At 62.6% G+C, this 23,811-nt stretch carries 26 protein-coding genes; 16 read left to right on the top strand and 10 right to left on the bottom strand.

The annotated features are described in order from the left end of the window. Positions 1-133: 133 nt before the first annotated feature. Entirely contained in the window at positions 134-508 is a 375-nt protein-coding gene (locus BJN45_RS08995; RefSeq protein WP_076094386.1) for a Crp/Fnr family transcriptional regulator, read from the top strand. 6 nt (positions 509-514) lie between these two features. On the opposite strand, the gene BJN45_RS08990 is transcribed toward BJN45_RS08995, so the two are convergent. Further along, complete coding sequence (locus BJN45_RS08990) at positions 515-1,696, bottom strand: glycosyltransferase (protein ID WP_076094384.1); 1,182 nt, start codon at positions 1,694-1,696, stop codon at positions 515-517. Position 1,697: 1 nt separating this feature from the next. Then, positions 1,698-2,498: a UDP-2,3-diacylglucosamine diphosphatase gene (locus BJN45_RS08985; protein ID WP_076095220.1), complete on the bottom strand. Its 801-nt coding sequence runs from the start codon at positions 2,496-2,498 to the stop codon at positions 1,698-1,700. Positions 2,499-2,638: 140 nt separating this feature from the next. On the opposite strand from BJN45_RS08985, the gene purT reads away from it, so the two are divergent. Further along, positions 2,639-3,838: a formate-dependent phosphoribosylglycinamide formyltransferase gene (gene purT, locus BJN45_RS08980; RefSeq protein ID WP_076094382.1), complete on the top strand. Its 1,200-nt coding sequence runs from the start codon at positions 2,639-2,641 to the stop codon at positions 3,836-3,838. On the opposite strand, the gene phoR is transcribed toward purT, so the two are convergent. The 7 genes from phoR to BJN45_RS08945 form a co-directional block, all read right to left on the bottom strand. Then, the gene (gene phoR, locus BJN45_RS08975; protein ID WP_083651156.1) at positions 3,835-5,115 is read right to left on the bottom strand and encodes a phosphate regulon sensor histidine kinase PhoR; all 1,281 of its coding nucleotides are present in this window, start codon (positions 5,113-5,115) and stop codon (positions 3,835-3,837) included. The two genes, purT and phoR, sit on opposite strands and share 4 nt — an antisense overlap. Positions 5,116-5,120: 5 nt before the next feature. Beyond that, positions 5,121-5,807 carry a phosphate regulon transcriptional regulator PhoB gene (gene phoB, locus BJN45_RS08970; RefSeq protein ID WP_076094379.1) on the bottom strand — a complete coding sequence of 229 codons (687 nt, stop codon included), beginning with the start codon at positions 5,805-5,807 and terminating at the stop codon, positions 5,121-5,123. Further along, on the bottom strand, positions 5,804-6,493 hold the full coding sequence (phoU, locus tag BJN45_RS08965; RefSeq protein WP_076094377.1) for a phosphate signaling complex protein PhoU: 690 nt from the start codon (positions 6,491-6,493) through the stop codon (positions 5,804-5,806). Before phoU ends, phoB begins: the two co-directional genes overlap by 4 nt. Before the next feature lie 13 nt (positions 6,494-6,506). After that, positions 6,507-7,286 (bottom strand): phosphate ABC transporter ATP-binding protein PstB, encoded by a 780-nt coding sequence (gene pstB, locus BJN45_RS08960; RefSeq protein WP_076095218.1) that lies wholly within the window; start codon positions 7,284-7,286, stop codon positions 6,507-6,509. A 56-nt stretch (positions 7,287-7,342) separates the two neighbouring features. Continuing rightward, the gene (gene pstA / locus BJN45_RS08955; RefSeq protein WP_076094375.1) at positions 7,343-8,278 is read right to left on the bottom strand and encodes a phosphate ABC transporter permease PstA; all 936 of its coding nucleotides are present in this window, start codon (positions 8,276-8,278) and stop codon (positions 7,343-7,345) included. 1 nt (position 8,279) lies between these two features. After that, positions 8,280-9,215, bottom strand: coding sequence for a phosphate ABC transporter permease subunit PstC (gene pstC, locus BJN45_RS08950; protein ID WP_076094373.1), 936 nt, complete (start codon positions 9,213-9,215; stop codon positions 8,280-8,282). A gap of 97 nt (positions 9,216-9,312) precedes the next feature. Beyond that, entirely contained in the window at positions 9,313-10,314 is a 1,002-nt protein-coding gene (locus BJN45_RS08945) for a PstS family phosphate ABC transporter substrate-binding protein (RefSeq protein WP_076094371.1), read from the bottom strand. A gap of 168 nt (positions 10,315-10,482) precedes the next feature. Here BJN45_RS08945 and BJN45_RS08940 point away from each other — a divergent pair, with 168 nt between their 5' ends. The 12 genes from BJN45_RS08940 to BJN45_RS08885 all read left to right on the top strand — a co-directional run bounded on the left by BJN45_RS08940 (position 10,483) and on the right by BJN45_RS08885 (position 21,747). Then, positions 10,483-12,147: a methyl-accepting chemotaxis protein gene (locus BJN45_RS08940; protein WP_076094369.1), complete on the top strand. Its 1,665-nt coding sequence runs from the start codon at positions 10,483-10,485 to the stop codon at positions 12,145-12,147. A gap of 87 nt (positions 12,148-12,234) precedes the next feature. Beyond that, on the top strand, positions 12,235-15,135 hold the full coding sequence (locus BJN45_RS08935) for a class I SAM-dependent DNA methyltransferase (protein WP_076094367.1): 2,901 nt from the start codon (positions 12,235-12,237) through the stop codon (positions 15,133-15,135). A 5-nt stretch (positions 15,136-15,140) separates the two neighbouring features. Beyond that, on the top strand, positions 15,141-16,106 hold the full coding sequence (locus BJN45_RS08930; RefSeq protein ID WP_083651154.1) for a DUF4268 domain-containing protein: 966 nt from the start codon (positions 15,141-15,143) through the stop codon (positions 16,104-16,106). A gap of 31 nt (positions 16,107-16,137) precedes the next feature. After that, the gene (locus BJN45_RS08925; RefSeq protein WP_076094365.1) at positions 16,138-16,395 is read left to right on the top strand and encodes a type II toxin-antitoxin system RelE family toxin; all 258 of its coding nucleotides are present in this window, start codon (positions 16,138-16,140) and stop codon (positions 16,393-16,395) included. Further along, entirely contained in the window at positions 16,392-16,775 is a 384-nt protein-coding gene (locus tag BJN45_RS08920; RefSeq protein ID WP_076094364.1) for a helix-turn-helix domain-containing protein, read from the top strand. Before BJN45_RS08925 ends, BJN45_RS08920 begins: the two co-directional genes overlap by 4 nt. 17 nt (positions 16,776-16,792) lie before the next feature. Beyond that, a complete protein-coding gene (locus BJN45_RS08915; RefSeq protein WP_205750565.1) occupies positions 16,793-17,065 on the top strand; it encodes a type II toxin-antitoxin system MqsA family antitoxin in 273 nt (90 codons plus the stop codon). Positions 17,066-17,176: 111 nt separating this feature from the next. Further along, positions 17,177-17,512 carry an ArsR/SmtB family transcription factor gene (locus BJN45_RS08910; protein WP_076094359.1) on the top strand — a complete coding sequence of 112 codons (336 nt, stop codon included), beginning with the start codon at positions 17,177-17,179 and terminating at the stop codon, positions 17,510-17,512. After that, positions 17,509-18,009, top strand: a complete 501-nt coding sequence (locus BJN45_RS08905; protein WP_076094357.1) for an arsenate reductase ArsC — start codon at positions 17,509-17,511, stop codon at positions 18,007-18,009. The genes BJN45_RS08910 and BJN45_RS08905 overlap by 4 nt, the downstream gene beginning before the upstream one ends. Beyond that, on the top strand, positions 18,006-19,076 hold the full coding sequence (arsB, locus tag BJN45_RS08900) for an ACR3 family arsenite efflux transporter (protein ID WP_076094355.1): 1,071 nt from the start codon (positions 18,006-18,008) through the stop codon (positions 19,074-19,076). The genes BJN45_RS08905 and arsB overlap by 4 nt, the downstream gene beginning before the upstream one ends. Positions 19,077-19,091: 15 nt before the next feature. After that, complete coding sequence (arsD, locus tag BJN45_RS08895; RefSeq protein ID WP_076094353.1) at positions 19,092-19,454, top strand: arsenite efflux transporter metallochaperone ArsD; 363 nt, start codon at positions 19,092-19,094, stop codon at positions 19,452-19,454. A gap of 9 nt (positions 19,455-19,463) precedes the next feature. After that, positions 19,464-21,209, top strand: a complete 1,746-nt coding sequence (gene arsA, locus BJN45_RS08890) for an arsenical pump-driving ATPase (protein WP_139326328.1) — start codon at positions 19,464-19,466, stop codon at positions 21,207-21,209. Beyond that, a complete protein-coding gene (locus tag BJN45_RS08885) occupies positions 21,202-21,747 on the top strand; it encodes a sigma-70 family RNA polymerase sigma factor (protein WP_076094348.1) in 546 nt (181 codons plus the stop codon). The genes arsA and BJN45_RS08885 overlap by 8 nt, the downstream gene beginning before the upstream one ends. An 83-nt stretch (positions 21,748-21,830) precedes the next feature. Here BJN45_RS08885 and BJN45_RS08880 read toward each other — a convergent pair whose 3' ends face one another. Then, positions 21,831-22,352: an arsenate reductase ArsC gene (locus BJN45_RS08880; RefSeq protein ID WP_076095215.1), complete on the bottom strand. Its 522-nt coding sequence runs from the start codon at positions 22,350-22,352 to the stop codon at positions 21,831-21,833. 158 nt (positions 22,353-22,510) lie between these two features. Here BJN45_RS08880 and BJN45_RS08875 point away from each other — a divergent pair, with 158 nt between their 5' ends. Both BJN45_RS08875 and BJN45_RS08870 read left to right on the top strand, forming a co-directional pair. Then, the gene (locus tag BJN45_RS08875) at positions 22,511-23,557 is read left to right on the top strand and encodes a permease (RefSeq protein WP_076094344.1); all 1,047 of its coding nucleotides are present in this window, start codon (positions 22,511-22,513) and stop codon (positions 23,555-23,557) included. A gap of 10 nt (positions 23,558-23,567) precedes the next feature. Beyond that, positions 23,568-23,798 carry a thioredoxin family protein gene (locus BJN45_RS08870; RefSeq protein ID WP_076094341.1) on the top strand — a complete coding sequence of 77 codons (231 nt, stop codon included), beginning with the start codon at positions 23,568-23,570 and terminating at the stop codon, positions 23,796-23,798. Positions 23,799-23,811: the final 13 nt, after the last annotated feature.

The raw sequence follows: 23,811 nt of genomic DNA, 5'->3' as shown, positions 1-23,811 counted from the left end.
GACAGCCATCGTCATCTTCCGGTCACATCGGCGCTTGCGCCAGATCAAACCGCGCCCGACTGTCATCCGGCAGAAATATCCGGACCATCGGCGACATGATAAAAAGAGCCATCTCAACTCACGGAAAAGTCCCATGGTTTTCTTCGAACTGTTCGCCCACAACCCGACCATCGTCGGCATTCCTGCCGGCCAAACGCTGTTCGGCGAAGGCGACGAAGGCGGCGTGATGTATGTACTGACCAATGGCAGCGCCGATGTCATGGTCAACAACCGCGTTGTTGAACAGCTCCAGCACGGCAGCATCGTCGGTGAAATGGGCCTGGTTTCTCCCGGTCCGCGTTCGGCAACGGTCGTCGCCACCAGCGACAGCGAATTCGTTGCCATCGACGAAAAGCGCTTTCAGTTCCTGGTGCAGAACACCCCGTTCTTCGCCATGCAGGTGATGCGCGTCATGGCCGAACGCCTGCGCGCCGTCGACCGGCTGGTGCCGGTCATCGAAGATATCTGAGCGAGCTCAGGCGTTTGCGGTCGACGGCTCGCCGGCGGCCATTTTCGCCTGCTGCAACTGGCCGTACAGCCCGGCCAGCCGGCTGGCCATGGCGCTATCCGACCACGAGCGGGCATACTCTCCAGCCTCCGCCGCCAGATGCCCCCAGGCCGCCGGATTGGCCAGCATCCGGCCCAGCACTTCGCCGAATGCCGCCGGATCGTCGGGCGGCGTGAAGCAGCCGCAGCCGGCATCGAGGATGTCGGCGGTGCCCATGGCCGACAGCGCGATCACCGGCAAGCCGGCGGCCATGGCTTCGAGTAGGACCAGGCCCTGGGTTTCGGTGCGCGAGGCAAAGACGAAGACATCGGCTGCCGCATAACAGGCGGGCAAGCCCTGACGCCGGTCGAGGTAGCCGATGAAGCGGACCGAGTCAGCCAGGCCGAGAGCCGCGACCTGCGCCTGCAGGTCGGCCATCGCCGGCCCTTCGCCGGCAACGACGAGGAGGATGCCTGGATGCTGCCGATGCGCATGCTGCAAGGCTTCGAACAGGAAGCCAATATTCTTTTCATGCGCCACCCGGCCGACAAACAGGGCCAGCGGACGCCCGGCCGGGATGTCGTGCTGACGCCGGAACTCAGCACCGTCGCCGGCGGCGAACTGGGCCAGCGGAATCCCCGTTGGCAGCACATGCAGGTCGGCGAGCACGCCGTAATCGGTCAGCCGGTCGCGCATCGCCCGCGACGGCACGATGACCGCGTCGAGCGCATTGCACTGGCGCCGCGACAGCGACCGCGCCTGCCGGCGCAACCAGCCGGCCGGCAGGAAGGGCGCGTAGTGCGCGATGTATTCCTCGAACAGCGTGTGATAGGTGGCCACCACCGGCAGGCCCAGCGTGCGGGCCGCCTTCAGGCCCGCGTAATGGGCGATGAACGGGGTCTGCACATGAATCAGGTCGCAATCGCGGGCCGCTGCCAGCACGGCACGATGCATCGCCCGCCAGCCGACCAGCCGGTCCTCGCGGTCACCCGGCACCGGCCGGCCGGCAACGCGGATGATCCCCGGCTCATCGGGCTCGTCGCCGTAGCGCGGCACCACCAGGCGAACCTCGACGCCCTGGAGCGCCAGCGTCCGGCGAAAGGTCTCGATCGACGTCGACACGCCATTGACCCGCGGAAAATAGACATCAGACACCATCAATACGCGCATTTCAGACCTCGACTGTTTCGTTGTCCGGCATCGCTGCCGGTGCGGCCAGTTGCCGCTGCTGCACTTCCAGCTCGCCCCAGGCGACGAGTTCCAGGCGACCGTCGAAGTGTTCGACGATGGCGGTGCAGGAATCGACCCAGTCGCCACAATTGATGTAGGCCAGGCCATCGATGTCGCGGATCGTCGCCCAGTGGATGTGGCCGCAGATGACGCCATCGAGACCGCGTTCGCGGGCGTGGTGCACCGCCGATTCCTCGAAATCGAAGATGAAATTGAGCGCCGTCTTGACCCGTCGCTTGGCATAACCGGCCAGCGACCAGTAGCCGGGCCGCCCGAGTTTGCGGCGCACCCAGGAAAGCAGGTGATTGATCCGGACCAGCAGGTCGTAGGCCTTGTCGCCCAGCACCGCCACCCAGCGGTGATGGCGCGTCACCTGGTCGAACTGGTCGCCGTGGATCAGCAGGTAGCGCTTGCCGTCGGCGGTCTCGTGCATCAGTTGGTCAGCGACTTCGATATCGCCGAAGACCGTGCCGCAATACTCGCGCAGCACCTCGTCGTGATTGCCAGGGATGAACACCACGCGTTCGCCATTGCGCGCCCGGCGCAACAGTTTCTGCACCACGGTGTTCTGCGCCTGAGTCCAGCAGATGCTGCGGCTCATCGCCCAGAAATCGACGATGTCGCCGATCAGGAAAGTCTGCTCGGCCGGGTGCTCGCGCAGGAAATCGAGGAGTCGATCCGCCTGGCACGCCCGCGTGCCTAGGTGGATGTCGGACAAGAACAAGCTTCTGACTTTGGGCATGCGGGCACGATAGCCAGCCCGCGTGAAACGCATATGACGACGATGTGACGAAACGGTGACAATGCGCCAGCACTTGCAATTCCTGCGGTCCACGCCTAGATTTGCCCGATTTTCGCCGTCGACCGTAAAAAGGACATCCCATGCAAATCGGCACCCCGCTATCGCCCTCCGCCACCCGCGTCATGCTGCTCGGCGCGGGCGAACTCGGCAAGGAAGTGATCATTGCGCTGCAGCGCCTTGGCGTCGAGGTGATCGCCGTCGACCGTTACGAGAATGCGCCCGGCCACCAGGTCGCGCATCGCGCCCACGTCATTTCGATGACCGACGGGGCGACGCTGCGCCGGCTGGTCGAGCTGGAAAAACCGCATCTGATCGTGCCGGAAATCGAAGCCATCGCCACCGACATGCTGGTCGAGATCGAAGCAGCCGGGCTGGCCGAAGTCATCCCGACCGCCCGCGCCGCCAGGCTGACGATGAATCGCGAAGGCATCCGCCGGCTGGCGGCCGAGGAACTCGGCCTGCCGACTTCACCCTACCGCTTCGCCGATTCGCTGGCCGAATTGCAGGCGGCCATTGATGATGAAATCGGCTATCCCTGCATCGTCAAGCCGGTGATGTCGTCTTCCGGCAAAGGCCAGTCGCTGCTGCGCGGCCCCGACGACGTGGCGAAAGCCTGGGACTACGCGGCCAGCGGCGGTCGGGTGAACCAGGGCCGGGTCATCGTCGAAGGCTTCATCGACTTCGACTACGAGATCACGCTGCTGACGGTGCGCGCCCGCGATGCCGGCGGCGCCGTGGTCACCCGCTTCTGCGAACCGATCGGCCATGTGCAGGTCGCCGGCGACTACGTCGAATCCTGGCAACCGCAGGCGATGACGCCGGCCGCGCTGCAGCGCTCGCAGGAAATCGCCGCCGCCGTCACCGGCAACCTCGGCGGGCGCGGCCTGTTCGGCGTCGAATTGTTCGTCAAGGGCGACATGGTGTGGTTCTCGGAAGTCAGCCCGCGCCCGCACGACACCGGGCTGGTGACGCTGTGCTCGCAGCGCTTCTCGGAGTTCGAACTGCACGCCCGTGCCATCCTCGGCCTGCCGGTCGATACCGGACTGCGCGAAGCCGGCGCCTCGGCCGTCATCTACGGCGGCATGGAAGCCAGCGGCATTGCCTTCAGCGGCATCGAGGAAGCGCTGGCCGTACCGTGCAGCGATCTGCGCCTGTTCGGCAAGCCGGAATCCTTCGTCAAACGCCGCATGGGGGTTGCCGTTGCCAACGGCGCCGATACCGACGAAGCCCGCAGCCGCGCCAAACTGGCCGCCAGCAAGGTCAAGCCGCTTGGGGGTTAAACCCCGGTCACCCGGCTGGACGGGAATTTCGCGGCGAAGCGGCTGCCCTCGCCCGGCTTGCTGGTGATTTCCAGCGTCGCCTGGTGGCGGCTCAGCGAATGCTTGACGATCGCCAGGCCCAGCCCGGTGCCGCCGGCGTCGCGCGAGCGGCCGCGGTCGACGCGGTAGAAACGTTCGGTCAAGCGCGGGATGTGCTTGGGGTCGATGCCGATGCCGGTGTCCTGGACGGCGAATTCAGCACCGGCGGCCGAGATTTTCCAGATCAACGTGATACTGCCGCCGGCCGGCGTGTAGCGCACGGCATTGGAAACCAGGTTGGCGAGCGCGCTGACCAGCTCCGATTCCGACCCGAGCAGGTCGCCCTGGCCTTCGCTTTCCAGCAGGATGCGGTGGCGCCCGGCCGACAGCGCTTCGGCGTCGCGGCGCAGCTTGTCCACCAGCGTCGCCATGTCCACCTGCTGATCTTCCGGCGGCGGCGCCGACTCGATCGACGACAGCGTCAGCAGGTCCTGGACGATGGACTGCATGCGCTGCGACTGCTCGCCCATCAGTTGCAGGTAATGCTGGCGCGATTCGGTATCGACGTCGATTTCCTGCAGGGTTTCGACGAAACCGGACAGTACCGTCAGCGGCGTACGCAGTTCATGCGAGACATTGGCGACGAAATCGCGGCGCATGCCGTCGAGGCGGTCGGTCTGCGTGATGTCCTTGACCTGCAGCAGCCAGTGATTCTCGGCATAGGCGATCAGGTAGAGCGACAGCACGCGCTCGAAATAGCGATCCAGACGCAACACCAGCGGCCGGGAAAAATCGGCCTTGGCCAGGTAGTCGATAAAGGCTGGCTGGCGAACGATATTGGCAATCGGTGCACCACGATCGGTCACCGACGCGAGGTCCAGCTGTCGCTCGGCGGTCTTGTTGCAGAACTGGATGCGGAATTCACCGTCGAGCAGCACGATGCCGTCGTTCATCGCATGCACGGCGGCAATCAGCCGGGCGATGTCGCGTTCGCGCCGCTCGATCTTTTCCAGCAGTTCCTTTTCGTGGCGATAGAGACGGCGGAAGACCCGATCCCATTCACCATCGCCTTCCAGGCTGGCGTCGAGCACCGGCTTGCGCGACCAGCGTTCGAGTCGCGAAAAATTCCGGTAATGCATCGCCAGATGCAGGCTGAGACCGGTATAGAACAGGACCCACCCCATCCACTGTTCGACAAAATAACCCAGCGGGAAGGCAATTGCCGCCGTCAACACACCATAAAACAAGGCTCGCTGCACGCCGCTCAGGCTCCCCGGAAGCGGTAGCCTGTGCCACGCACGGTTTCAACCCGTTCGTGATGGCCTGAGGATTCGAGTGCCGCGCGCAGGCGACGGATATGGACGTCGACAGTGCGCTCCTCGATGAACACATGGTCGCCCCAGACTTCGTCGAGCAACTGGGCGCGGGTATAAACACGCTCGGCGTGCGTCATGAAAAAGAACAGCAGGCGGAACTCGGTCGGCCCGAGTTCGATTGGCATGCCGGCGGCCAGCACGCGGTGCGTCGCCGGATTGAGCTGGAGGTCGGCCACTTCCACTGCTTCGCCGGCCAGGTGCGGCGCCCGGCGGCGCAAGACGGCGCGGACGCGGGCGACCAGTTCCTTCGGCGAGAAGGGCTTGGTCACGTAGTCGTCGGCGCCGGCGTCGAGTCCCTGCACCTTGTCTTCTTCGTGGACGCGGGCGGTCAGCATGATGATCGGAATCTCGCGCGTGCGTTCATCGCCGCGAATCTTCTTCGCCAGCGCGACACCCGACTGGCCGGGCAGCATCCAGTCGAGGATCACCAGATCGGGCAAGGCGGCGCGAATCGCCGAATCGGCCTCTTCCGCGCTGCCGGCACGCACGACGAGAAAGCCGGCGTGCTTGAGGTTGATTACAACCAGTTCCTGAATCGCCGGTTCGTCCTCGACGACCAGAATCGTCGGTGTCACTTGATCGCCTCCTTGTTGTGACGGATATCACGGCCTTCTACCACGAAGATCACCTGCTCGGAAATGTTCTTTGCATGATCGCCGATACGTTCGATGGCCCGCGAGATCGAGATGATATCGATCGAGGTCGTAATGGTACGCGGGTCTTCCATCATGTGCGTGATCAACTGGCGGATGATCGACTTGAATTCGACATCGACGTCGGCATCGGCACGGATGACGCTTACCGCCAGGGTGCCGTCAAGCCGGGCGAAAGCGTCGAGTGCCTGGCGTACCATCGTCAGCGCGGCTTCGGCCAGATGGCGGATGCCGACGCCATACTGGGCCGGCATGTGCCCGGCTTCGTAGATGCGGCGCACGCCCTTGGCGATCTTCTTGGCTTCGTCGCCGGCACGCTCCAGATCGGTGACGATCTTGCTGATGCCGAGCACCAGGCGCAGGTCGGAAGCGGTCGGCTGGCGCTTGGCGATGATGTGGGCGCAATCGTCGTCGATGGCCTTTTCCAGGTCGTTGACCTTGCGGTCAGTCTCGACGATGGTCTTCACGCTGGCAACCTCGCCTGTCGTGTAGGCATCGATGGCGGCGGAAATCTGGGTTTCGACCAGACCGCCCATCTGCAGCACATGCGTGCGCAGACGGCCGAGGTCTTCGTCGAACTGGCTGGATACGTGTAGGGATTCGTTCATTTTTTCCTGCTCCTTAACCCATGCGGCCGGTGATGTAATCTTCAGTGCGCTTGTCCTGCGGCTTGATGAAGATCTCGTCGGTCTTGCCGAACTCGATCATCTCGCCCAGGTACATGTAGGCCGTGTAGTCGGAAACGCGTGCCGCCTGTTGCATGTTGTGGGTGACGATGAGGATGGTGACGCGCTTCTTCAGCTCATGCACCAGTTCTTCGATGGCGCCGGTGGCGATCGGGTCGAGCGCCGAGGTCGGCTCGTCGAACAGCAGCAGTTCCGGATCGGTGGCCAGCGCGCGGGCGATGCACAGACGCTGTTGCTGACCGCCGGAGAGGTTCGGTGCCAGTTCCTGCAGGCGATCCTTCACTTCTTCCCAGATGGCGGCACCGCGCAGGGCGGTCTCGACCTTCTCGTCGAGCACGCGCTTGTTTTTCTCGCCACGGACACGCAGGCCGTAGGCCACGTTCTCGTAAATGGTTTTCGGGAAGGGATTCGGCTTCTGGAAGACCATGCCGACGCGCATCCGCACTTCGATCGGATCGACATCCGACGACAGCAGGTTGGTATTGTCCGGGAAGAAGCGGATCTCGCCCTCGTAGCGGTTGCCCGGATAGAGGTCGTGCATGCGGTTGAAGCTGCGCAGGTAGGTCGACTTGCCGCAACCGGAAGGTCCGATCAGCGCGGTGACCTTCTTGTCGTAGATCGGCATGTTGATGTTCTTCAGGGCCTTGGCTTCGCCGTAGTAGAAGTTGAGGTTGCGGGCCTCGGCCTTGAGTTGGGGCTTGTCGTGAGTTTGCATTTGCGATTCCATTTCGGTAGTCGGTTTCTGGGGTTTTTCCGCGGTCGACCGCAGGATTACCACTTGATGTTCTTGCGCATGCGGTAACGCAGGTAAATGGCGATGGCGTTCATCGACAGCACCATGCCCATCAGCACGAAGCCGGCGGCCGCAGCGTTGATCTCGAAGGCCGGGTCCGGGCGCGAAGTCCAGTTGAAGATCTGGATCGACATCACCGTGAAGGGCGACATCACCCAGTCGAACAGGCCGGCCGAGACACCATCTGCGCCGGTGGCGGTGAAGGGCACCGGCGGCAGGAAGGCGATGAAGGTCAGCGCGCCGATGGTGATGATCGGGGCCGTCTCGCCGATCGCCCGGGCCAGGCCGATGATGACGCCGGTCAGGATGCCGGGCATGGCGTAGGGGATGATGTGGTAGCGACAGGTCTGCCAGCGCGTCGCGCCGACGGCCATCGAGCCTTCGCGGATCATCGCCGGAATCGAGCGGATCGCTTCCCGGGTCGACACGATGACGATCGGCAGGATCAGCAGCGCCAGCGTCAGGCCGGCCGACAGGATGCTCTGGCCGAAGCCGAAGGTATAGACGAAGATGCCGAGCGCGAGCAGGCCATAAACGATGGACGGGACAGCAGCGAGGTTAGTGATGTTGATCTCGATGATGTCGGTCACCCAGTTGCGCTTGGCGTACTCCTCGAGGTAGATGCCGGCAGCGACACCGAGCGGCACGGCGGCCATCGCGGTGACGAACATCACCAGGATGGTGCCGACCCAGGCCGACAGGATGCCGGACTGGTGGGCGCGACGTGAGGCGAATTCAGTGAAGAACTCGATGTTGAGTCGATCCAGACCGCGCATCAGCATGTCGCCGACGAGCAGGAAGATCACCAGCAGGCCGATCGCCAGGCAGATGATGCCGAGTGCCTGGAAAATCGTGTCTTTCATCTTGCCGCGTGCGATCAGCACGCGGATTTGTTCGGTAGTCATCGGTTGCATGTCAGTAAGCCTCACGATAGCGACGGCGCAGCCACTGGCCGGCGATGTTAAACATCAGCGTGATCAGCAGCAGGGTCAGGCCGGCGGCGAAGATGGTCTGGTAACCGATCGAGCCATGCGGCAGGTCACCCAGGGCAACCTGGACGATGTAGGAAGTGATGGTCGCAGCAGGTTCCATCGGGTTCCAGGTCAGGTTCGGCTGCATGCCGGCGGCAACCGCCAGGATCATGGTTTCACCGACTGCCCGGGAGATGCCCAGGATATAGGAAGCGGCCAGGCCGGAAATGGCCGCCGGGACGACAACGTGGATCGCTGTGTAGAGCTTGGTCGCGCCCATTGCGTAGGAGCCTTCGCGCATGCTCATCGGCACGGCGCGCATCGCATCCTCGGACAGCGAGGCGATGTAGGGCACGATCATGATACCCATCACCAGGCCGGCGGAGAGCAGCGAGAAGCCCGGCAATTCCGGGAAGATCGTCTGCAGCAGCGGGGTGACGATCAACAACGCAAAATAGCCGAAAACGATGGTCGGGATGCCACCGAGCAGTTCGAGCACCGGCTTGGCAACTTCGCGCACTTTCGGATTGGCGAACTCGGACAGGTAGATGGCGATGACGGTCCCCATCGGGATGGCCACGGCCAGCGCGACGCCGGAAGAAACCAAAGTACCGGAGATGAGGACCATGATGCCGTAGTGGGCATCATCGAACAGCGGGGTCCATTGGGTATCGGTCAGAAAGTCGACGATCGGGACGTTCTGGAAGAAATGGATGGACTCGGAAACGAGTACATAGACGATGCCGACGGTCGTCAGCACAGAAACGGCAGCAGCGGCGAACAGCAGCATCTCGATGACGCGCTCGCTGACGTGGCGCATGGCGTTGTGGGCCAGGCGGTCGCTGACCTGGTGCAGGTCGGATACGGAATTTGCAGACATGGCGTGATTCACTTGAAGATTCCTCTCGGAAACAAGGCCGATCCGTTGCCGGACCGGCCTGTTTGGTAGCGGGCAAACAGCACCCGCCGAGTGCGACTTACATCTTCGCTTCGCGCTTCATGATTTCTTCGACGGTAATGCCGACTTCGTTCTTGCCGCCGAACACGGTACCGATCTTGCCGTCCTTGGCATGCTTGATGTTGCCTTCGTAGGCAGCCTTCGGCAGCGGCACGTACTTGACTTCGCGGATCAGCTTGTCGGCGTTCTTCATGTAGAACTCGACGAACTCGCGAACTTCCGGCTTCTGCATCGACTTGGCCTTGACATAGACGAAGATCGGACGCGACAGCGGCACGTAGGTCCCGTTTTCAACGTTGGCACCCGACGGTTCAACCGCCTTGCCGGTCTTCGGATTGACGATCGGCAGACCCTTCAGGCGGGCCATGTTCTCGGCGTAGTAGGCGTAACCGAAGTAGCCGATACCATTGACGTCACGCGAGACGCCCTGGACCAGCACGTTGTCGTCTTCGGAAGCGGTGTAGTCGCCGCGCGAGGACTTGGCCTTGCCGACGATGGCTTCGGTGAAGTATTCGAAGGTACCCGAGTCGGCACCGGCGCCGAACAGCTTGACCGGTGCATCAGGCCAGGCCGGATTGACCTGGTTCCACTTCATGACGACGCCCTGGGCTGCCGGTTCCCACAGCTTCTTCAGCTCTTCGACGGTAGCTTGCTTGAGGAAGGTGTTCTTCGGGTTGATGACGACGGTCAGAGCATCGTAGGCAACCGGCATTTCGATGTAATCGACACCAGCGGCCTTGCAGTCAGCCATTTCCTTGGCGGTGATCGGACGCGAAGCGTTCTGCAGATCGGTCTCGTCACGGCAGAACTTCTTGAAGCCGCCGCCCGTACCGGAAATGCCGACCGTCACCTTGATGGCGTTCTTCTTGGCCTTCTGGAAATCTTCGGCAACGGCTTCGGTGATCGGATAAACGGTGGAAGAACCGTCGATCTTGACGATCTGGGCGTGGGCAGCCTGGGCACCGAACAGGGCAACGCCCGCAACGGCGAGGGCGGAAACGAGCTTGGATTGCTTGAACATTAGGTAACTCCTGCGTGGGTGAAAAGTGACAGAGCACAGATTAACCAGCGTTTGTTACAGCCGGATGACAGTCCGTAACAAAGCCGCAACGGCCCCGCACAACCGTAAATACCCTGAAACATTTGGCGACTAAGCTGGCGTTTTTGTCACTTAAAGCGAATTTCAATCGTGAAACATCTTGCGTCGCTGTCCATCCGCGGGGGTCTGCTGGCCATTGTTGGCGTCGGCAGCGCCCTCGGCATCATCCTGCTGCTCACGGCCCTGCTCTCGCTGCAGGGCTTTCGCGACGACATCCACGACGTATCCGGCCAGGTCGGCCGGACCAGCCAGGCACTGAACCATGTCAGCGCCGCCCGCAACGCTTTCCAGGCACAGCAGCGCGGACTCAACAACATGCTGCTGCGCAACTTCATGAGCAGCGAATTCGAAAAGGGCCAGGCCGAATTCCTCGCCGGACGCCAGGCCTTCTGGCAAGCCGTCGGCCAACTCGAAGCGATGCAGCGCGCCGGCGAACTCCCGGTTCCCGGGCGCAGCGGCGAAATCCGCAAACTGGCCGAAGAACTGAATCTGCTCTACGACGACGTGCTTGCCGGCAACGAGCCGGGCGAGCCGAAATACATCCTGATGGTCGACGCCGGCATCCGCGACGCCGATCAGCCACTGGTCGATGCTCTCGGTGCCACCTTCGCCGCGATCAGCCAGGCCAGCAGCGACAGCGTCACGCATGCCGCACAACTGGCCGAACAGCGCTTCACCGACAATGCCTTGCTGGTGCTCGCCGTCGGCGTGCTCGGCTCGCTGTTTTTCCTGGCGCTGGCCGCCCTTGTCGGTCGCCACATCCTGCATCGCCTGGGTGGCGAACTGGAGCCGGTGGTTGCCGCCACGCGCCGGGTTGCCGCCGGCGACCTGACCCAGCCGATGGTCACCGGCCAGGCGGCCGCCAACTCGCTGGTCGTCGCCATCGACGACATGCAGACACGGCTGCGCCTGCTCATCGGCGACGTCAAGCAGGGCGCCGAGACAACTTCCGGCAACGCCCTGGCGCTGCGCCAGTCGGCCCGCGAAGTGGCCGAAGCCAACAGTCTGCAAAGCGACTCGGCATCGATGATCACGGCGGCCATCGAGGAACTGACCACGGCCATCGCGGTGATGGCCGAAAGCGCCGGCAGCGCCGCCGACGCCACGCGGATCACCCGCGAAACCGCCGTCGAGAGCGGCCAGATCATTCATCAGGCGATCAACGAGATCGGCAACATTTCTGCCGAAGCACGGGCGTCGACCGCATCAATGCAGGAACTGCAGCAGCACACCCGGCAGATTTCCGGCTTCGCCCGGGAAATCAAGGAAATCTCCGAGCAGACCAACCTGCTCTCGCTGAACGCCGCCATCGAAGCCGCCCGCGCCGGCGACAGCGGCCGCGGCTTCGCCGTCGTCGCCGATGAAGTGCGCAAGCTGGCCACCCGCACCGCCGATACCACGCGGATGATCGAAACCCTGGTCACCCAACTCGGCAATGCCGCCGAAACCAGCAGCACGGCCGTTGCCGCCACCGCCGAACGCTCGCGGCGCGGGACCGAACTGGCGGAGCAGGCCGAAAGCGCCATCGCCCGGATCGAATCCTTCTGCGAACGCTCGGCCGTCGCCGCCCGGGAAATCGTCGAGGTACTCGGCGAACAACGCCTGGCGGCCGAGCAGATTGCCCAGAACACCGAACGCATGGCGCAAATGATCGAACGCGGCGCTCGGGCTGCCCAGAGTTCGTCAGACAACGCCGGCGAAGTTGCGTCCCTGGCCGACCGGTTACGCGAATCGACGCTGCGCTTCAGTGTATGACGGGATTGCGATGACCTGAAGCGTGGAGCCAGAGGGGCAAACTCGGTTAACATGCGTCACCGAAGCCAATGTCATTCACCGCTCAACATGACGCCAGAACAGTTCATCGCCGCCTGGAAGAACAACCCGCTCAACGAACGCGCCGGCGCGCAACAGCATTTCAGCGATCTTTGCGATCTTCTCGGCGTCGACAAACCGCGCGATCAGGACAACTACTGTTTCGAACGCGGCGCCAAAAAAGCCGGCGGCGGCGATGGCTGGGCCGATGTCTGGAAACGCGGCCATTTCGCCTGGGAAAACAAGAAACCGGGGCGTGACCTCAACGCCGCCCTCAAGCAACTCACCGACTACGCGCTTCATCTCGACAACCCACCGCTGCTTGTCGTCTGCGACCGCGAACGCATCGTCATCCATACCGCCTTCACCGGCTACCCGGACGAGCCGCGCGAAATCCGCATCGAACAACTCAGCGAGCCGGAAGCCCGGCAAACCCTCAAATGGGCATTCACCGATCCGGAAAAGCTGCGTCCGGAGAAGTCGACCGCAACAATCACCGCCGAAGCCGCCGGCCAGTTCGCCCAACTCGCTGCCGCCATGCGCAACCGGGGCGAAGAAGGGCAGAAAGTCGCCCATTTCCTCGTCCAGTGCCTGTTCTGCATGTTCGCCGAAGACGAAACCCTACTTCCAGCCGGCATCTTCACGGACCTGCTCAGGAATGCAGGCAGCGACACCGGCAAAGCCGCCCGGCGCATCGAAAAACTGTTCACCGCCATGCAGAAGAAAGGCGGCGACTACGGCGACCACGACATCCCCTGGTTCAACGGCGGCCTGTTCAAAAACATCGAAATTCCGTCGTTGACCGCAACAGACCTGCACGCCCTGCACCGCGCAGCCGCCGACATGGACTGGCGAGCCATCGACCCGACCATCTTCGGCACCCTCTTCGAGCGCGGCCTCGACCCCGCCGCCCGCGCGCCGCTTGGCGCCCACTACACCGACACGGGCACCATCGCCAAGCTGATCCAGCCGCTGGTCTGCGAACCGCTCGCCATCGAATGGCAAAACACCCGCCGACAAATCGCCGAACTCGCCCCGAAATTCGGCATGGTCAAAGGGCGCAAAAAAAACGAGTACCGCCCCAACGATGCCTTGCAAAGCGGCAACACTCTGCTGCAAGGCTTCTTCAACCGCATCAACGCCTTCCGCGTCCTTGATCCCGCCTGCGGCAGCGGCAACTTCCTCTACCTCGCCCTCAAAGCCCTGCGCGACATCGAAAAGCGCGCCCACATCGACGCCCAGGAACTCGGCCTGCAACCTGAACTCGCCATGCACTCCGGGCCACACAATATCCTCGGCCTCGAAATCAACGAATTCGCCGCCGAACTCGCCCGCGTCACCGTCTGGATCGGCGACATCCAGTGGTGCCGCCGCAACGGCTACCCTCACGCCATCAACCCGATTCTCAAGCCACTCGACGGCATCGACCACCGCGATGCGCTGCTCAACCCAGACGGCAGCGAAGCCGAGTGGCCCACCGCCGACGTCATCGTCGGCAACCCGCCCTTCCTCGGCGACAAAGTCATGCGCAGCGAACTCGGCGACGACTATGTTGAAACCCTGCGCAAAACCTACGACTGCCGCGTCCCCGGCGGCGCCGACCTCGTCACCTACTGGTTCGAGAAAGCCCGCGGCCAGATCGAGGCCGGCAAACTGCAAGGCGCTGGCCTCGTTGCCACCAACTCTATTCGGGGTGGCGCCAATCGCAAGGTTCTGGAACGCATCGTCGACACCACTCGCATTTTCGAGGCATGGAGCGACGAGGAGTGGGTTAATGACGGTGCGGCAGTGCGTGTTTCGTTAATTGGATTCGGGCCGATTTTCCCGGTTGACCGTAAGAATCAGCTCGAAGGGCTTGAAGTGGGGCCGATTCATGCCGATCTCACCGCTACCGCCGGCATCAATCTAATTCACGCAAAAAAACTTGCCGAAAATTCGAAGACTTCATTCATTGGCCCGCAAAAGAACGGTCCCTTTGACGTTCCTTTCGAAATAGCAATGCGATGGCTGAATTTACCTAACCCAAACGGACTCTCTAACGCGAAAGTAGTTACGCCTACATGGAACGGTTTGGATATCACTCGTCGCCCACGTAACGTTTGGGTCATCGACTTCGGCACGATGAGCGAGGGCGAAGCATCCCTGTTTGAGGCGCCGTTTGACTACGTGACAAAGCACGTCAAACCGGAGCGCATCAAGAATCGTCGTCAATCACGAGCCGAGAACTGGTGGCTTTTTGGCGAACCAGCACCAAAGCTCAACGCCGCTCTAAAAACAGTCCCTCGTTACGTCGCCACCAGCGCGGTCTCCAAACACCGAATCTTCGTTTGGCTGCCGTCAGCAGTTTCTCCGGATAAGGCACTAGTTGTTGTCGCTCGCGGCGACGACGCCACCTTCGGCATCCTGCATTCCCGCTTCCACGAACTCTGGTCGTTAAGCCTCTGCACCTGGCTCGGCGTCGGCAACGATCCGCGCTACACCCCGACCACCTGCTTCGAAACCTTCCCCTTCCCCGCCGGCCTGACACCGCGCGATACCGCCCCCAAACCAGGACAGGCGTCACCGCCATGCATGGCCAACGAAATCGTCGCCGCCAACATTGCCGCTGCCGCCCGCCGCCTCAACGAACTGCGCGAAGCTTGGCTGAACCCGGCCGAATGGGTCGATTGGGTGATCACCCCGGAAGAGGAAAAAGCCGGGTTCCCGAAACGCCCGGTGGCCAAGCCCGGCCATGAAGCCGAACTCAAGAAACGCACGCTGACCAACCTCTACAACGCCCGCCCGGCTTGGCTTGATATCGCCCACAAGGAACTCGACAAAGCCGTCGCTGCCGCCTACGGCTGGAACGACTATAAGGCCGAGATGCCCGACGACGAAATCCTCCGCCGCCTGCTGGCGCTGAATCTTGAACGGTCGACTACGAAGGGATAACAAACATGAATCTGAAACTCGGCAAACTGAAGAAGATTGATTTGCGCGAATACTGGAAACACGAGGCACTGGACTTCACCCGTTGGCTCGCCTTGCCAGAAAACCTTGAAGAATTGGGCAACGAGATTGGCGTAGACATTACGCTGATTCAAACGGAGGCCGGCGTCGGGCGCTTCAGCGCCGACATTTTGGCGCAGGAGGAAACGACCGGCCGCAAGATCGTCATTGAGAATCAGCTGGAAACAACCGACCACAGCCACCTAGGGCAAATTTTGACATACGCGGCCGGAATAGAGGCGGAGTACATCGTCTGGATCGTTCGAGAAGCGCGCGATGAACACAAGCAGGCCGTCGATTGGCTAAATGAGCACACCGACGAGAAAATCAACTTCTTCCTTATCCGCATCGAGCTTTGGCAGATCGGCGACTCAAACCCGGCGCCCAAATTTGTCGTGGTCTCGCGCCCGAATGACTGGACCAAGTCGATTCGCGGTACAGCCAACGAGCAGACAGCGCTCTCTGAAACCAAGCTGATGCAACTGGACTTCTGGCAACAATTGCACGATTTTGCCGTCAATCAGAAACCACCATTACGGCTTCGCACACCACGAGCCCAGCATTGGTACGACGTCGCAATTGGTCGTTCTGATTGTCACGTGGCCCTGACGGCATTGATCACCGAAAATCAGATCGGCTGCGAAATTTATATTCCCAACTCGAAAGCATTGTTCCATTCCCTCCATTCGAACCAGGTAGCCATTGAAACAGCACTGGGGCTATCGGGTTTGTTGTGGCAGGAACTGCCCGAGAGGAAAGCCAGCCGCATCCGTGCCTTTCTTCCCTTCGATTTCGCCAGGCAGCCGAGAGAAGTTGCATTTAGGTGGCTATTCGAGACGACACTGAAATTCAAGGCCGTCTTTGCAAAACCTTGGCCACTGGCAAGTACAGACGGTCAGCCAGGGAATATTTAACTTGAAGTTAGCTTTTTGCTAACATAAGATCATGTACCAGATCGAATATTCCCGCGACGCGCTCAAGTCCTTGAAAGTAATGCCGCGTAACGTGTCGTTGCAGATACGCGGAAAGATCGAGCTTCTGGCGGCAGATCCTTTTGCAGCAAACAACAACGTCAAGAAGTTGGTTGGCCGCGAGGCGTTTCGCTTGCGAGTTGGCGACTGGCGAGTAATTTACGAGATAGAAGGCGCTCGGTTGGTAATTCATGTGCTGGCCGTCGCACCACGTGGAGGAGTGTATCAATGACCGCTATTCAATTCATAGAACGCGATGGCAAACGCGAATTTGCAGTAATTCCGATCGAGTTGTACGAACGCCTCTCGGCCGCTTTTGAAGACGCCGAGGAAGCCACCCTTTTCGATGCTGCCCGCGCCGCCGATGACGGTTTCCGCATCCCGGCTGCGGTGGCCAACGCCTTGCTGGATGGCGAACAACCGGTGAAGGTCTGGCGCGAGCATCGCGGCCTGACGCAGGAGCTTCTGGCCGCAACGGCGGGTATCAGCAAGGCCTACCTGTGCCAGATTGAGACACGCAAGCGGACCGGTGCCATGAAAACCCTCAAGGCCTTGGCCGATGCGCTGGCCGTCAGCATCGACGACCTGCGCGACGACCTGCGCGACGACTGAATCCCCCGGCAACGAGGATGGTGGAATATCTTGCTGAAAATCGCTTCAGAGAAGGAAACGCCATGATTTGCCCGATTTGCAGATGCGGCAACACCCGCCCCGGTTTCGCCAGCGTGACGTTGGAGCGGGACTCGACAACCTTGTTGTTCAAGGACGTACCTGCCCAGGTTTGCGACAATTGCGGTGAGGAATTCATCGATGAAACCGCTTCGGCAAATTTGCTGCACACCGCCGAAACCGCCGCCAGAGAAGGCGTGCAAGTCGAACTGCGACGTTACGCCGCCGCTTGACGATATTACGCTGGCCATCAGCATTGACGATCTGCACGAGGACTGAAGCAGTCTCAACGAAGCCTGGAAAAAATGCTTTGCCGGGCGCGACGTTTCGACTATTCTATAAATATGGATATCGAACTCGCTACCAATGCCCTCAAGGCGCTCGCCCACGAAACCCGGCTGCGCATCTTTCGCCGTCTTGTCCAGGCCGGACCGGAGGGTTTGTGCGTCGCTGATCTGGCCGGCCATCTGAACGCCGAAGCCAACGGCAGCTTCAGCTTCCACCTGAAGGAGTTGAGCAACGCCGGCCTGATCCGCAGCCGGCAGGCCAGCCGCTTCATTTATTACTCGGCCAACTACCCGGCAATGAACGAACTGCTCGGCTACCTGACCGACCACTGCTGCGCCGGCGAGCCTTGCGGCGAGCAAGAGCATGTCTGCGCGACCACGGAGAACACATGACCGCAAAAACCTTCAACGTGCTGGTGCTGTGCACCGGCAATTCCGCCCGCTCGATTCTCGGCGAGGCGTTGTTCAATCATCTCGGTGGCGGTCGTGTCCGCGCCTTTTCCGCCGGCAGCCGGCCGACCGGCAAGGTCAACCCGGTGGCGCTGGAGACGCTGGCGAAGCACGGCGTTCCGTTGCCCGAGGCGCGCAGCAAGTCATGGGATGAATTCGTCGGCATGCATGCACCGAAGATCGATTTCATTTTCACTGTCTGCGCTTCGGCGGCCGGCGAAACCTGCCCGATCTGGCCGGGGCATCCGACCACCGCGCACTGGGGCATCGATGACCCGGCGCATGTCGAACCGATGGAAGCCCGCCGCGCAGCCTTCGAGAAAGCCTACGCACTGCTGCGCGAACGGGTCGAAGCCTTTGTCAAATTGCCCCTGGAAACGCTGTCGACCGCAGAAATCAAGGCGGCAGCACGCAAGATCCACGAAGAGGCGGCAGCATGAGCGCCCAGTGCGGTGTTGCCGCCAAGCAGGCGGCCGGAGCCCCGATGGGCTTTTTCGAGCGCTACCTGAGCGTCTGGGTGGTGCTCTGCATCGTCGCCGGCATACTGCTCGGCCAGTGGTTTCCGGCCGCTTTCCAAGCGCTCGGGCGGCTGGAGTACGCGCAGGTCAACATCCCGGTCGGCCTGCTGATCTGGGTGATGATCATCCCGATGCTGATGAAGATCGACTTCGCGTCGATCCATGAAGTGAAGGACCAGAAGGCCGGCATCGGCATCACGCTGTTCGTCAACTGGGCGGTCAAGCCGTTCACGATGGCCGCGCTCGGCTGGCTGTTCATCCGCCACGTCTTCGCCCCCTACCTGCCGGCCGAACAGCTCGACAGCTACATCGCCGGCCTGATCCTGCTTGGTGCGGCGCCCTGTACGGCGATGGTTTTCGTCTGGAGCAACCTGTGCCGCGGCAACGCCAATTTCACGATTTCGCAGGTGGCGCTGAACGACCTGGTGATGGTCTTCGCCTTCGCCCCCATCGTCGCGCTGCTGCTCGGCGTGTCGGCGATCCCGGTGCCGTGGGACACGCTGCTGCTGTCGGTGGTGATGTACATCGTCATCCCGCTGGCGATCGCCCAGGCGCTGCGCAAGCACTTCCTGCGCGGCGGTGAAAATGCCTTCAAACAAGCGGTCGACCGCATCGGGCCATTCACCATCATGGCGCTGCTGGCGACGCTGGTGCTGCTGTTTGCCTTCCAGGGCGAAGCCATCGTCAAGCAGCCGCTGATCATCGCCATGCTGGCCGTGCCGATCCTGCTTCAGGGACTGCTGATCGCCGCCATCGGCTACTGGCTCTGTCGCAAGTTCCACGTCCAGCACGACGTTGCCGGCCCGGCGACGATGATCGGCGCGTCGAACTTCTTCGAACTCGCTGTGGCGGTTGCCATTGTCCTGTACGGTTTCGACTCTGGCGCCGCGCTGGCTACTGTGGTCGGCGTGCTGATCGAGGTGCCGGTCATGCTGTGGCTGGTGAAGATGGTCAATTCGAGCAAGGCCTGGTACGAAAAATCCCTTTGAATTCAGGAGACGAAGATGAAAAAGCTTGAAGTCTACGATCCCGCCATGTGCTGTTCGACTGGCATCTGTGGCGTTGAAGTCGATCCGGTACTGGTCCAGTTCGCTGCCGACCTGGCCTGGGTCGGCGAACAGAGCGTCGCCGTCACGCGCTACAACCTCGGCCAGGAACCGCAGGCTTTTGCGGTCAACGCCGCCGTGGTCAAGGAAATGGAAGCCGGCATGGAACGCCTGCCGATCATCGCCATCGACGGCCAGATCGTCACCACCGGCCTCTACCCGTCACGCGCGCAACTGGCGCAGAAGCTCGGTCTGACACTGACCAGCGGCGACGAAGCACCGAAAAAATCCTGCTGCTCGCCGAAGTCCGGTTGCTGCTGAGAAATGGCCATGATCGAGCTGAACGACACACCGCGCTACCTCTTCTTCACCGGCAAGGGCGGCGTCGGCAAGACCTCGCTGTCCTGCGCGACCGGGCTGGCGCTGGCCGAACAGGGCAAACGGGTGCTGATCGTCAGTACCGATCCGGCCTCCAACCTTGATGAAGTGCTGGAAACGCCGCTTTCCGGCACGGCGACCGCAATCAAGGGCGCTCCCGGCCTGGCTGCACTGAACATCGATCCGGAAGCGGCGGCCGCCGCCTACCGCGAGCGGATGGTCGCGCCCTACCGCAACATCCTGCCAGCGGCGGCGATCCAGAGCATGGAAGAACAGTTCTCCGGCGCGTGTACGGTCGAGATTGCGGCCTTCGACGAGTTCGCCAAATTGCTCGGAGAACCGGCGTCGACCGCAGCATTCGACCACGTCATCTTCGACACCGCACCGACCGGCCACACGCTGCGCCTGCTGACGCTGCCGTCGGCGTGGAGCGGCTACATCGACACCAACCAGGGCGGCGCCTCCTGCCTCGGCCCGCTGGCCGGGCTGGAGAAACAGAAAACCCTGTACGCCGCCACCGTCGCCCGCCTCTCTGACCCGGCCGAAACCCGTGTCATGCTGGTCGCCCGCGCCGACCCGGCGGCCCTGCGCGAAGCCGAGCGCACCCGCCACGAACTGGCCGAACTTGGCATCGCCAATATCCGCCTGGCGATCAATGGCCTGTTCACCGCCGCCTCCGACGACGCCGTCGCGCTGGCCATGAGCAAGCGCAGCGCCGATGCGCTGCTGGCCATGCCGGCGGGACTCGGCGCACTGCCGCGCCAGGTCGTACCCTTCCTGCCACGCGGCACGGTTGGCCTCGATGCGCTGCGCGCGCTGGTCCATCCGGAAACGCTCAGCCCGCCGACCCGGCCGTCCGATGCCTCAACCCCGTTACCTGCCGGCCTTGGCCCCTTGATCGACGAACTGGCGGCAGCCGGCCACGGTGTGGTGATGACCATGGGCAAGGGCGGCGTCGGCAAGACCACCGTTGCTGCCGCCGTCGCGGTCGCGCTGGCCAAACGCGGGCACAAGGTGCATCTATCGACCACCGATCCGGCGGCGCACATCGCTGCTGCGGTGGACGGCGAAATTGCCGGCATTTCCGTCAGCCGTATCGACCCGGCCGCCGAAGTGGCCGCTTACACCGAGGAAGTCGTGGGCAAGGCGCGCGGCACGCTCGACCCCAGCGCACTGGCGCTGCTCGAGGAAGACCTGCGCTCGCCCTGCACCGAGGAAATCGCCGTCTTCCGGGCGTTTGCCCGCGAGGTCGATCGCGGCGGCGAGGGCTTCGTTGTCCTCGACACCGCGCCAACCGGTCACACCATCCTGCTACTCGACGCCGCCGAGGCCTATCACCGCGAAGTGCTGCGCACCCGTGGCGAAATGCCGGAGGCCGTGACGCAACTGCTGCCGCGCCTGCGCGACCCGGCGTTCACCCACGTGCTGATCGTCACGCTGCCGGAGGCAACGCCGGTGCACGAGGCCGAGCGCCTGCAGGGCGACCTCGCCCGCGCCGGCATCAAGCCGTGGGCCTGGGTCATCGAACAAAGCCTGCTCGCCAGCGGCAGCCACGATCCGCTGCTGTCGCTGCGCGGCGCCTACGAAATCCCGTTCATCCGCCGCGTCGCCGACACGCTGGCGCCGCGTTGCGCCCTGGTGCCGTGGCTGGCGGTGGCGCCGGTCGGCGTCGACGGCCTGCGCCAGCTCGATGCCTGACGACCGCCCCTGCCTGACTCACGCCTGGCGCGAAACCCGTGGCGAAATGCGCGGCTGGCTGCGCCACCGGCTCGACAGCGAAGCAGAAGCCGACGACCTGCTGCAGGAAGTCTTCCTGCGCGCGCTGCGCCAGGGCAACGCCTTCTGCACGCTGGACAACCCGCGTGCCTGGCTGTTTCAGGTCGCCCGCAACGCGCTGACCGACCGCCTGCGCGCCAGCCACCCGCAAAGCCAGCTGAGCGACGACCTCGCCGCCGCCGAAAACGAGTCGCCAGCGCCGGTCGACCAGTTGACCCAGTGCCTGCCGCGCGTGCTCGGCGAACTCGCGGCCGCCGACCGGCTGGCGATCGAATTGTGCGACATTGCCGGCCAGCCGCAACAGGCACTCGCCGAGCAACTCGGCATTTCGCTATCCGGCGCCAAATCCCGTCTGCAGCGGGCACGCCTGCGCCTGAAAGCACGACTGGTCGAAGGCTGCCAGGTGTGTTTCGACGCCGACGGCCAGGTCGCCGGCTTCATCCCGCGCCCGCCGCCGTGACAATGCTGTCAGTGCGAGCGCAGCGGGGCAATCCAGGCCGTGTTCTGGATCGCCGCGTCGCTTCGCCCCCACGATAACCGGAGTCACACCTGGCTGGCCGCCGTCTCCGGCACACGCCCGATATCATCCAGATGCTTCTGCAGCGCGATGTGATCGAGTTTGTCGAGCGGCAGGTTGACCAGCAGTTCGATGCGGTTGCGCAACTGGCGGAAGGCTTCGACAAAGGCCCGATGCTTCTCGAAATCGCTGCCCTCGACCGCTGCCGGATCGGGAATTCCCCAGTGCGCGGTCAGCGGCTGCCCCGGCCACACCGGGCAGACTTCGCCGGCGGCGTTGTCGCAGACGGTGAAGACGAAATCCATCTGCGGCGCGCCCGGTACGGCAAACTCTTCCCAGGATTTGCTGCGCAATCCTGCGGTCGACAGGTGCAGATTCTGCAATTGTTCGATGGCCAGCGGGTTGACCGTGCCATTCGGCATGCTACCGGCGCTGAAGCCGCGGAAGCGTCCCTTGTTGATGCTGATATCGTTCATGATGGCCTCGGCCATGATCGAACGGGCTGAATTGCCGGTGCAGAGGAAAAGTGCGTTCTTGACGTCGGACATTACGGCCTCCCGGATACAGGTTGATGACTCGCCAGCAGTGTAATCAGCCGCCCCGGCGCCCTTGATTTCAGGTGCATGACCGAAATGTTTCACGCCGCCTGCGTCTTTTTCCCGGTTCATCCGTCTCCACGGTCAACCACTGCATTTCGGGAAAAACCATGCACGCCCTCCGCCTCTCGCCGCCAAGCCACACATCATCCTGGCTGGCCCTGATCGCCTTCTGCACAACACTCTGGATCGCTGCCTACAGCCACCTGATCGAATTCGCCAACTGGCTCATCAGCCTGTTCGGCCTCGACCGGACGACGCACCTGGGCGAAGCCCTGCATTTCTTCTTCTATGACACGCCCAAAGTGCTGTTGCTGCTGACCGGCGTCGTCTTCGTCATGGGCATCGTCCATACCTTCTTCACGCCGGAACGCACGCGGGCCTTGCTGGCCGGTCGCGCCGCCTCGGTCAATTATTTGCTGGCGGCGCTGCTCGGCGCCGTCACCCCGTTCTGCTCGTGCTCGGCGGTGCCTCTGTTCATCGGCTTCCTGTCCGCCGGCGTGCCGCTCGGCATCACGCTGACCTTCCTGATCGCGGCGCCGATGATCGACCAGATCGCCGTCGTCATGCTGTTCGCAATGTTCGGCTGGAAGGTGGCGGCGCTGTATTTCACTTTCGGCATCGCGCTGGCGGTGGTCGCCGGCATGATCCTGACCCGGATGAATCTGGAACACCTGCTTGAGGACTGGGTTGTCGCCATCCAGAAGAACGGTGCGCTGAGCATCGAGATGGCCACGCCGACCTGGCCGGAACGCTTCGCTTCGGCGTGGGCCAGCGTCAAGGAAATCGTCGGCCGCGTCTGGCCTTACGTGATGGTTGGCATCGCCATCGGCGCCGGCATCCACGGTTACGTGCCGCAGGAATTGATGGCGACGCTGATGGGCAAGGACGCCTGGTGGGCGGTGCCGGCCGCAGTCGGCATCGGCGTACCGATGTACACCAACACCGCCGGCGTCATCCCGATCGTCGAGGCACTGTACGGCAAGGGCGCAGCCATGGGCACGCTGCTCGCGTTCATGATGAGCGTGGTCGCACTGTCATTGCCGGAAATGATCATCCTGCGCAAAGCGCTCAAGGTGAAGCTGATCGCCATCTACGTCGGCATCGTCGCCAGCGGCATCATCGTCGTCGGCTATCTGTTCAACATCGTCATTTAGGGAGCACATCATGAAAGACATCAAGGTTCTCGGCACCGGCTGTGCCAACTGCCGCAATACCGTCAAGCTGATCGAGGAAGTCGCCGCCGAACGCAATGTTGCGGTCAACCTCACGAAAATCGAGGATTTGCCCGAGATCATGAAGTACGGCGTGATGTCCACGCCAGGCGTGGTTGTCGACGGCAAGGTCGTGCACGCCGGCGGCGTCCCGGATCGTGCGAAAATCAGCACCTGGTTATAAACCAATGAACCAC

The organism is Azonexus hydrophilus, from assembly GCF_001956855.1.
Lineage (GTDB): Bacteria > Pseudomonadota > Gammaproteobacteria > Burkholderiales > Rhodocyclaceae > Azonexus > Azonexus hydrophilus_A.
The sequence above is the reverse complement of the archived record's forward strand: the minus strand, read 5'-3'. Positions and strand labels throughout refer to the sequence as shown.

Excerpts from the sequence above, each read along its gene's own strand:
- BJN45_RS08995 (WP_076094386.1), top strand. The coding sequence starts at position 134 with ATGGTTTTCTTCGAACTGTTCGCCCACAACCCGACCATCGTCGGCATT.
- BJN45_RS08990 (WP_076094384.1), bottom strand. The coding sequence starts at position 1,696 with ATGCGCGTATTGATGGTGTCTGATGTCTATTTTCCGCGGGTCAATGGC.
- BJN45_RS08985 (WP_076095220.1), bottom strand. The coding sequence starts at position 2,498 with ATGCCCAAAGTCAGAAGCTTGTTCTTGTCCGACATCCACCTAGGCACG.
- purT (WP_076094382.1), top strand. The coding sequence starts at position 2,639 with ATGCAAATCGGCACCCCGCTATCGCCCTCCGCCACCCGCGTCATGCTG.
- phoU (WP_076094377.1), bottom strand. The coding sequence starts at position 6,493 with ATGAACGAATCCCTACACGTATCCAGCCAGTTCGACGAAGACCTCGGC.
- pstB (WP_076095218.1), bottom strand. The coding sequence starts at position 7,286 with ATGCAAACTCACGACAAGCCCCAACTCAAGGCCGAGGCCCGCAACCTC.
- pstA (WP_076094375.1), bottom strand. The coding sequence starts at position 8,278 with ATGCAACCGATGACTACCGAACAAATCCGCGTGCTGATCGCACGCGGC.
- pstC (WP_076094373.1), bottom strand. The coding sequence starts at position 9,215 with ATGTCTGCAAATTCCGTATCCGACCTGCACCAGGTCAGCGACCGCCTG.
- BJN45_RS08945 (WP_076094371.1), bottom strand. The coding sequence starts at position 10,314 with ATGTTCAAGCAATCCAAGCTCGTTTCCGCCCTCGCCGTTGCGGGCGTT.
- BJN45_RS08935 (WP_076094367.1), top strand. The coding sequence starts at position 12,235 with ATGACGCCAGAACAGTTCATCGCCGCCTGGAAGAACAACCCGCTCAAC.
- BJN45_RS08930 (WP_083651154.1), top strand. The coding sequence starts at position 15,141 with ATGAATCTGAAACTCGGCAAACTGAAGAAGATTGATTTGCGCGAATAC.
- BJN45_RS08925 (WP_076094365.1), top strand. The coding sequence starts at position 16,138 with ATGTACCAGATCGAATATTCCCGCGACGCGCTCAAGTCCTTGAAAGTA.
- BJN45_RS08920 (WP_076094364.1), top strand. The coding sequence starts at position 16,392 with ATGACCGCTATTCAATTCATAGAACGCGATGGCAAACGCGAATTTGCA.
- BJN45_RS08915 (WP_205750565.1), top strand. The coding sequence starts at position 16,793 with ATGGTGGAATATCTTGCTGAAAATCGCTTCAGAGAAGGAAACGCCATG.
- BJN45_RS08910 (WP_076094359.1), top strand. The coding sequence starts at position 17,177 with ATGGATATCGAACTCGCTACCAATGCCCTCAAGGCGCTCGCCCACGAA.
- BJN45_RS08905 (WP_076094357.1), top strand. The coding sequence starts at position 17,509 with ATGACCGCAAAAACCTTCAACGTGCTGGTGCTGTGCACCGGCAATTCC.
- arsB (WP_076094355.1), top strand. The coding sequence starts at position 18,006 with ATGAGCGCCCAGTGCGGTGTTGCCGCCAAGCAGGCGGCCGGAGCCCCG.
- arsD (WP_076094353.1), top strand. The coding sequence starts at position 19,092 with ATGAAAAAGCTTGAAGTCTACGATCCCGCCATGTGCTGTTCGACTGGC.
- arsA (WP_139326328.1), top strand. The coding sequence starts at position 19,464 with ATGATCGAGCTGAACGACACACCGCGCTACCTCTTCTTCACCGGCAAG.
- BJN45_RS08885 (WP_076094348.1), top strand. The coding sequence starts at position 21,202 with ATGCCTGACGACCGCCCCTGCCTGACTCACGCCTGGCGCGAAACCCGT.
- BJN45_RS08880 (WP_076095215.1), bottom strand. The coding sequence starts at position 22,352 with ATGTCCGACGTCAAGAACGCACTTTTCCTCTGCACCGGCAATTCAGCC.
- BJN45_RS08875 (WP_076094344.1), top strand. The coding sequence starts at position 22,511 with ATGCACGCCCTCCGCCTCTCGCCGCCAAGCCACACATCATCCTGGCTG.
- BJN45_RS08870 (WP_076094341.1), top strand. The coding sequence starts at position 23,568 with ATGAAAGACATCAAGGTTCTCGGCACCGGCTGTGCCAACTGCCGCAAT.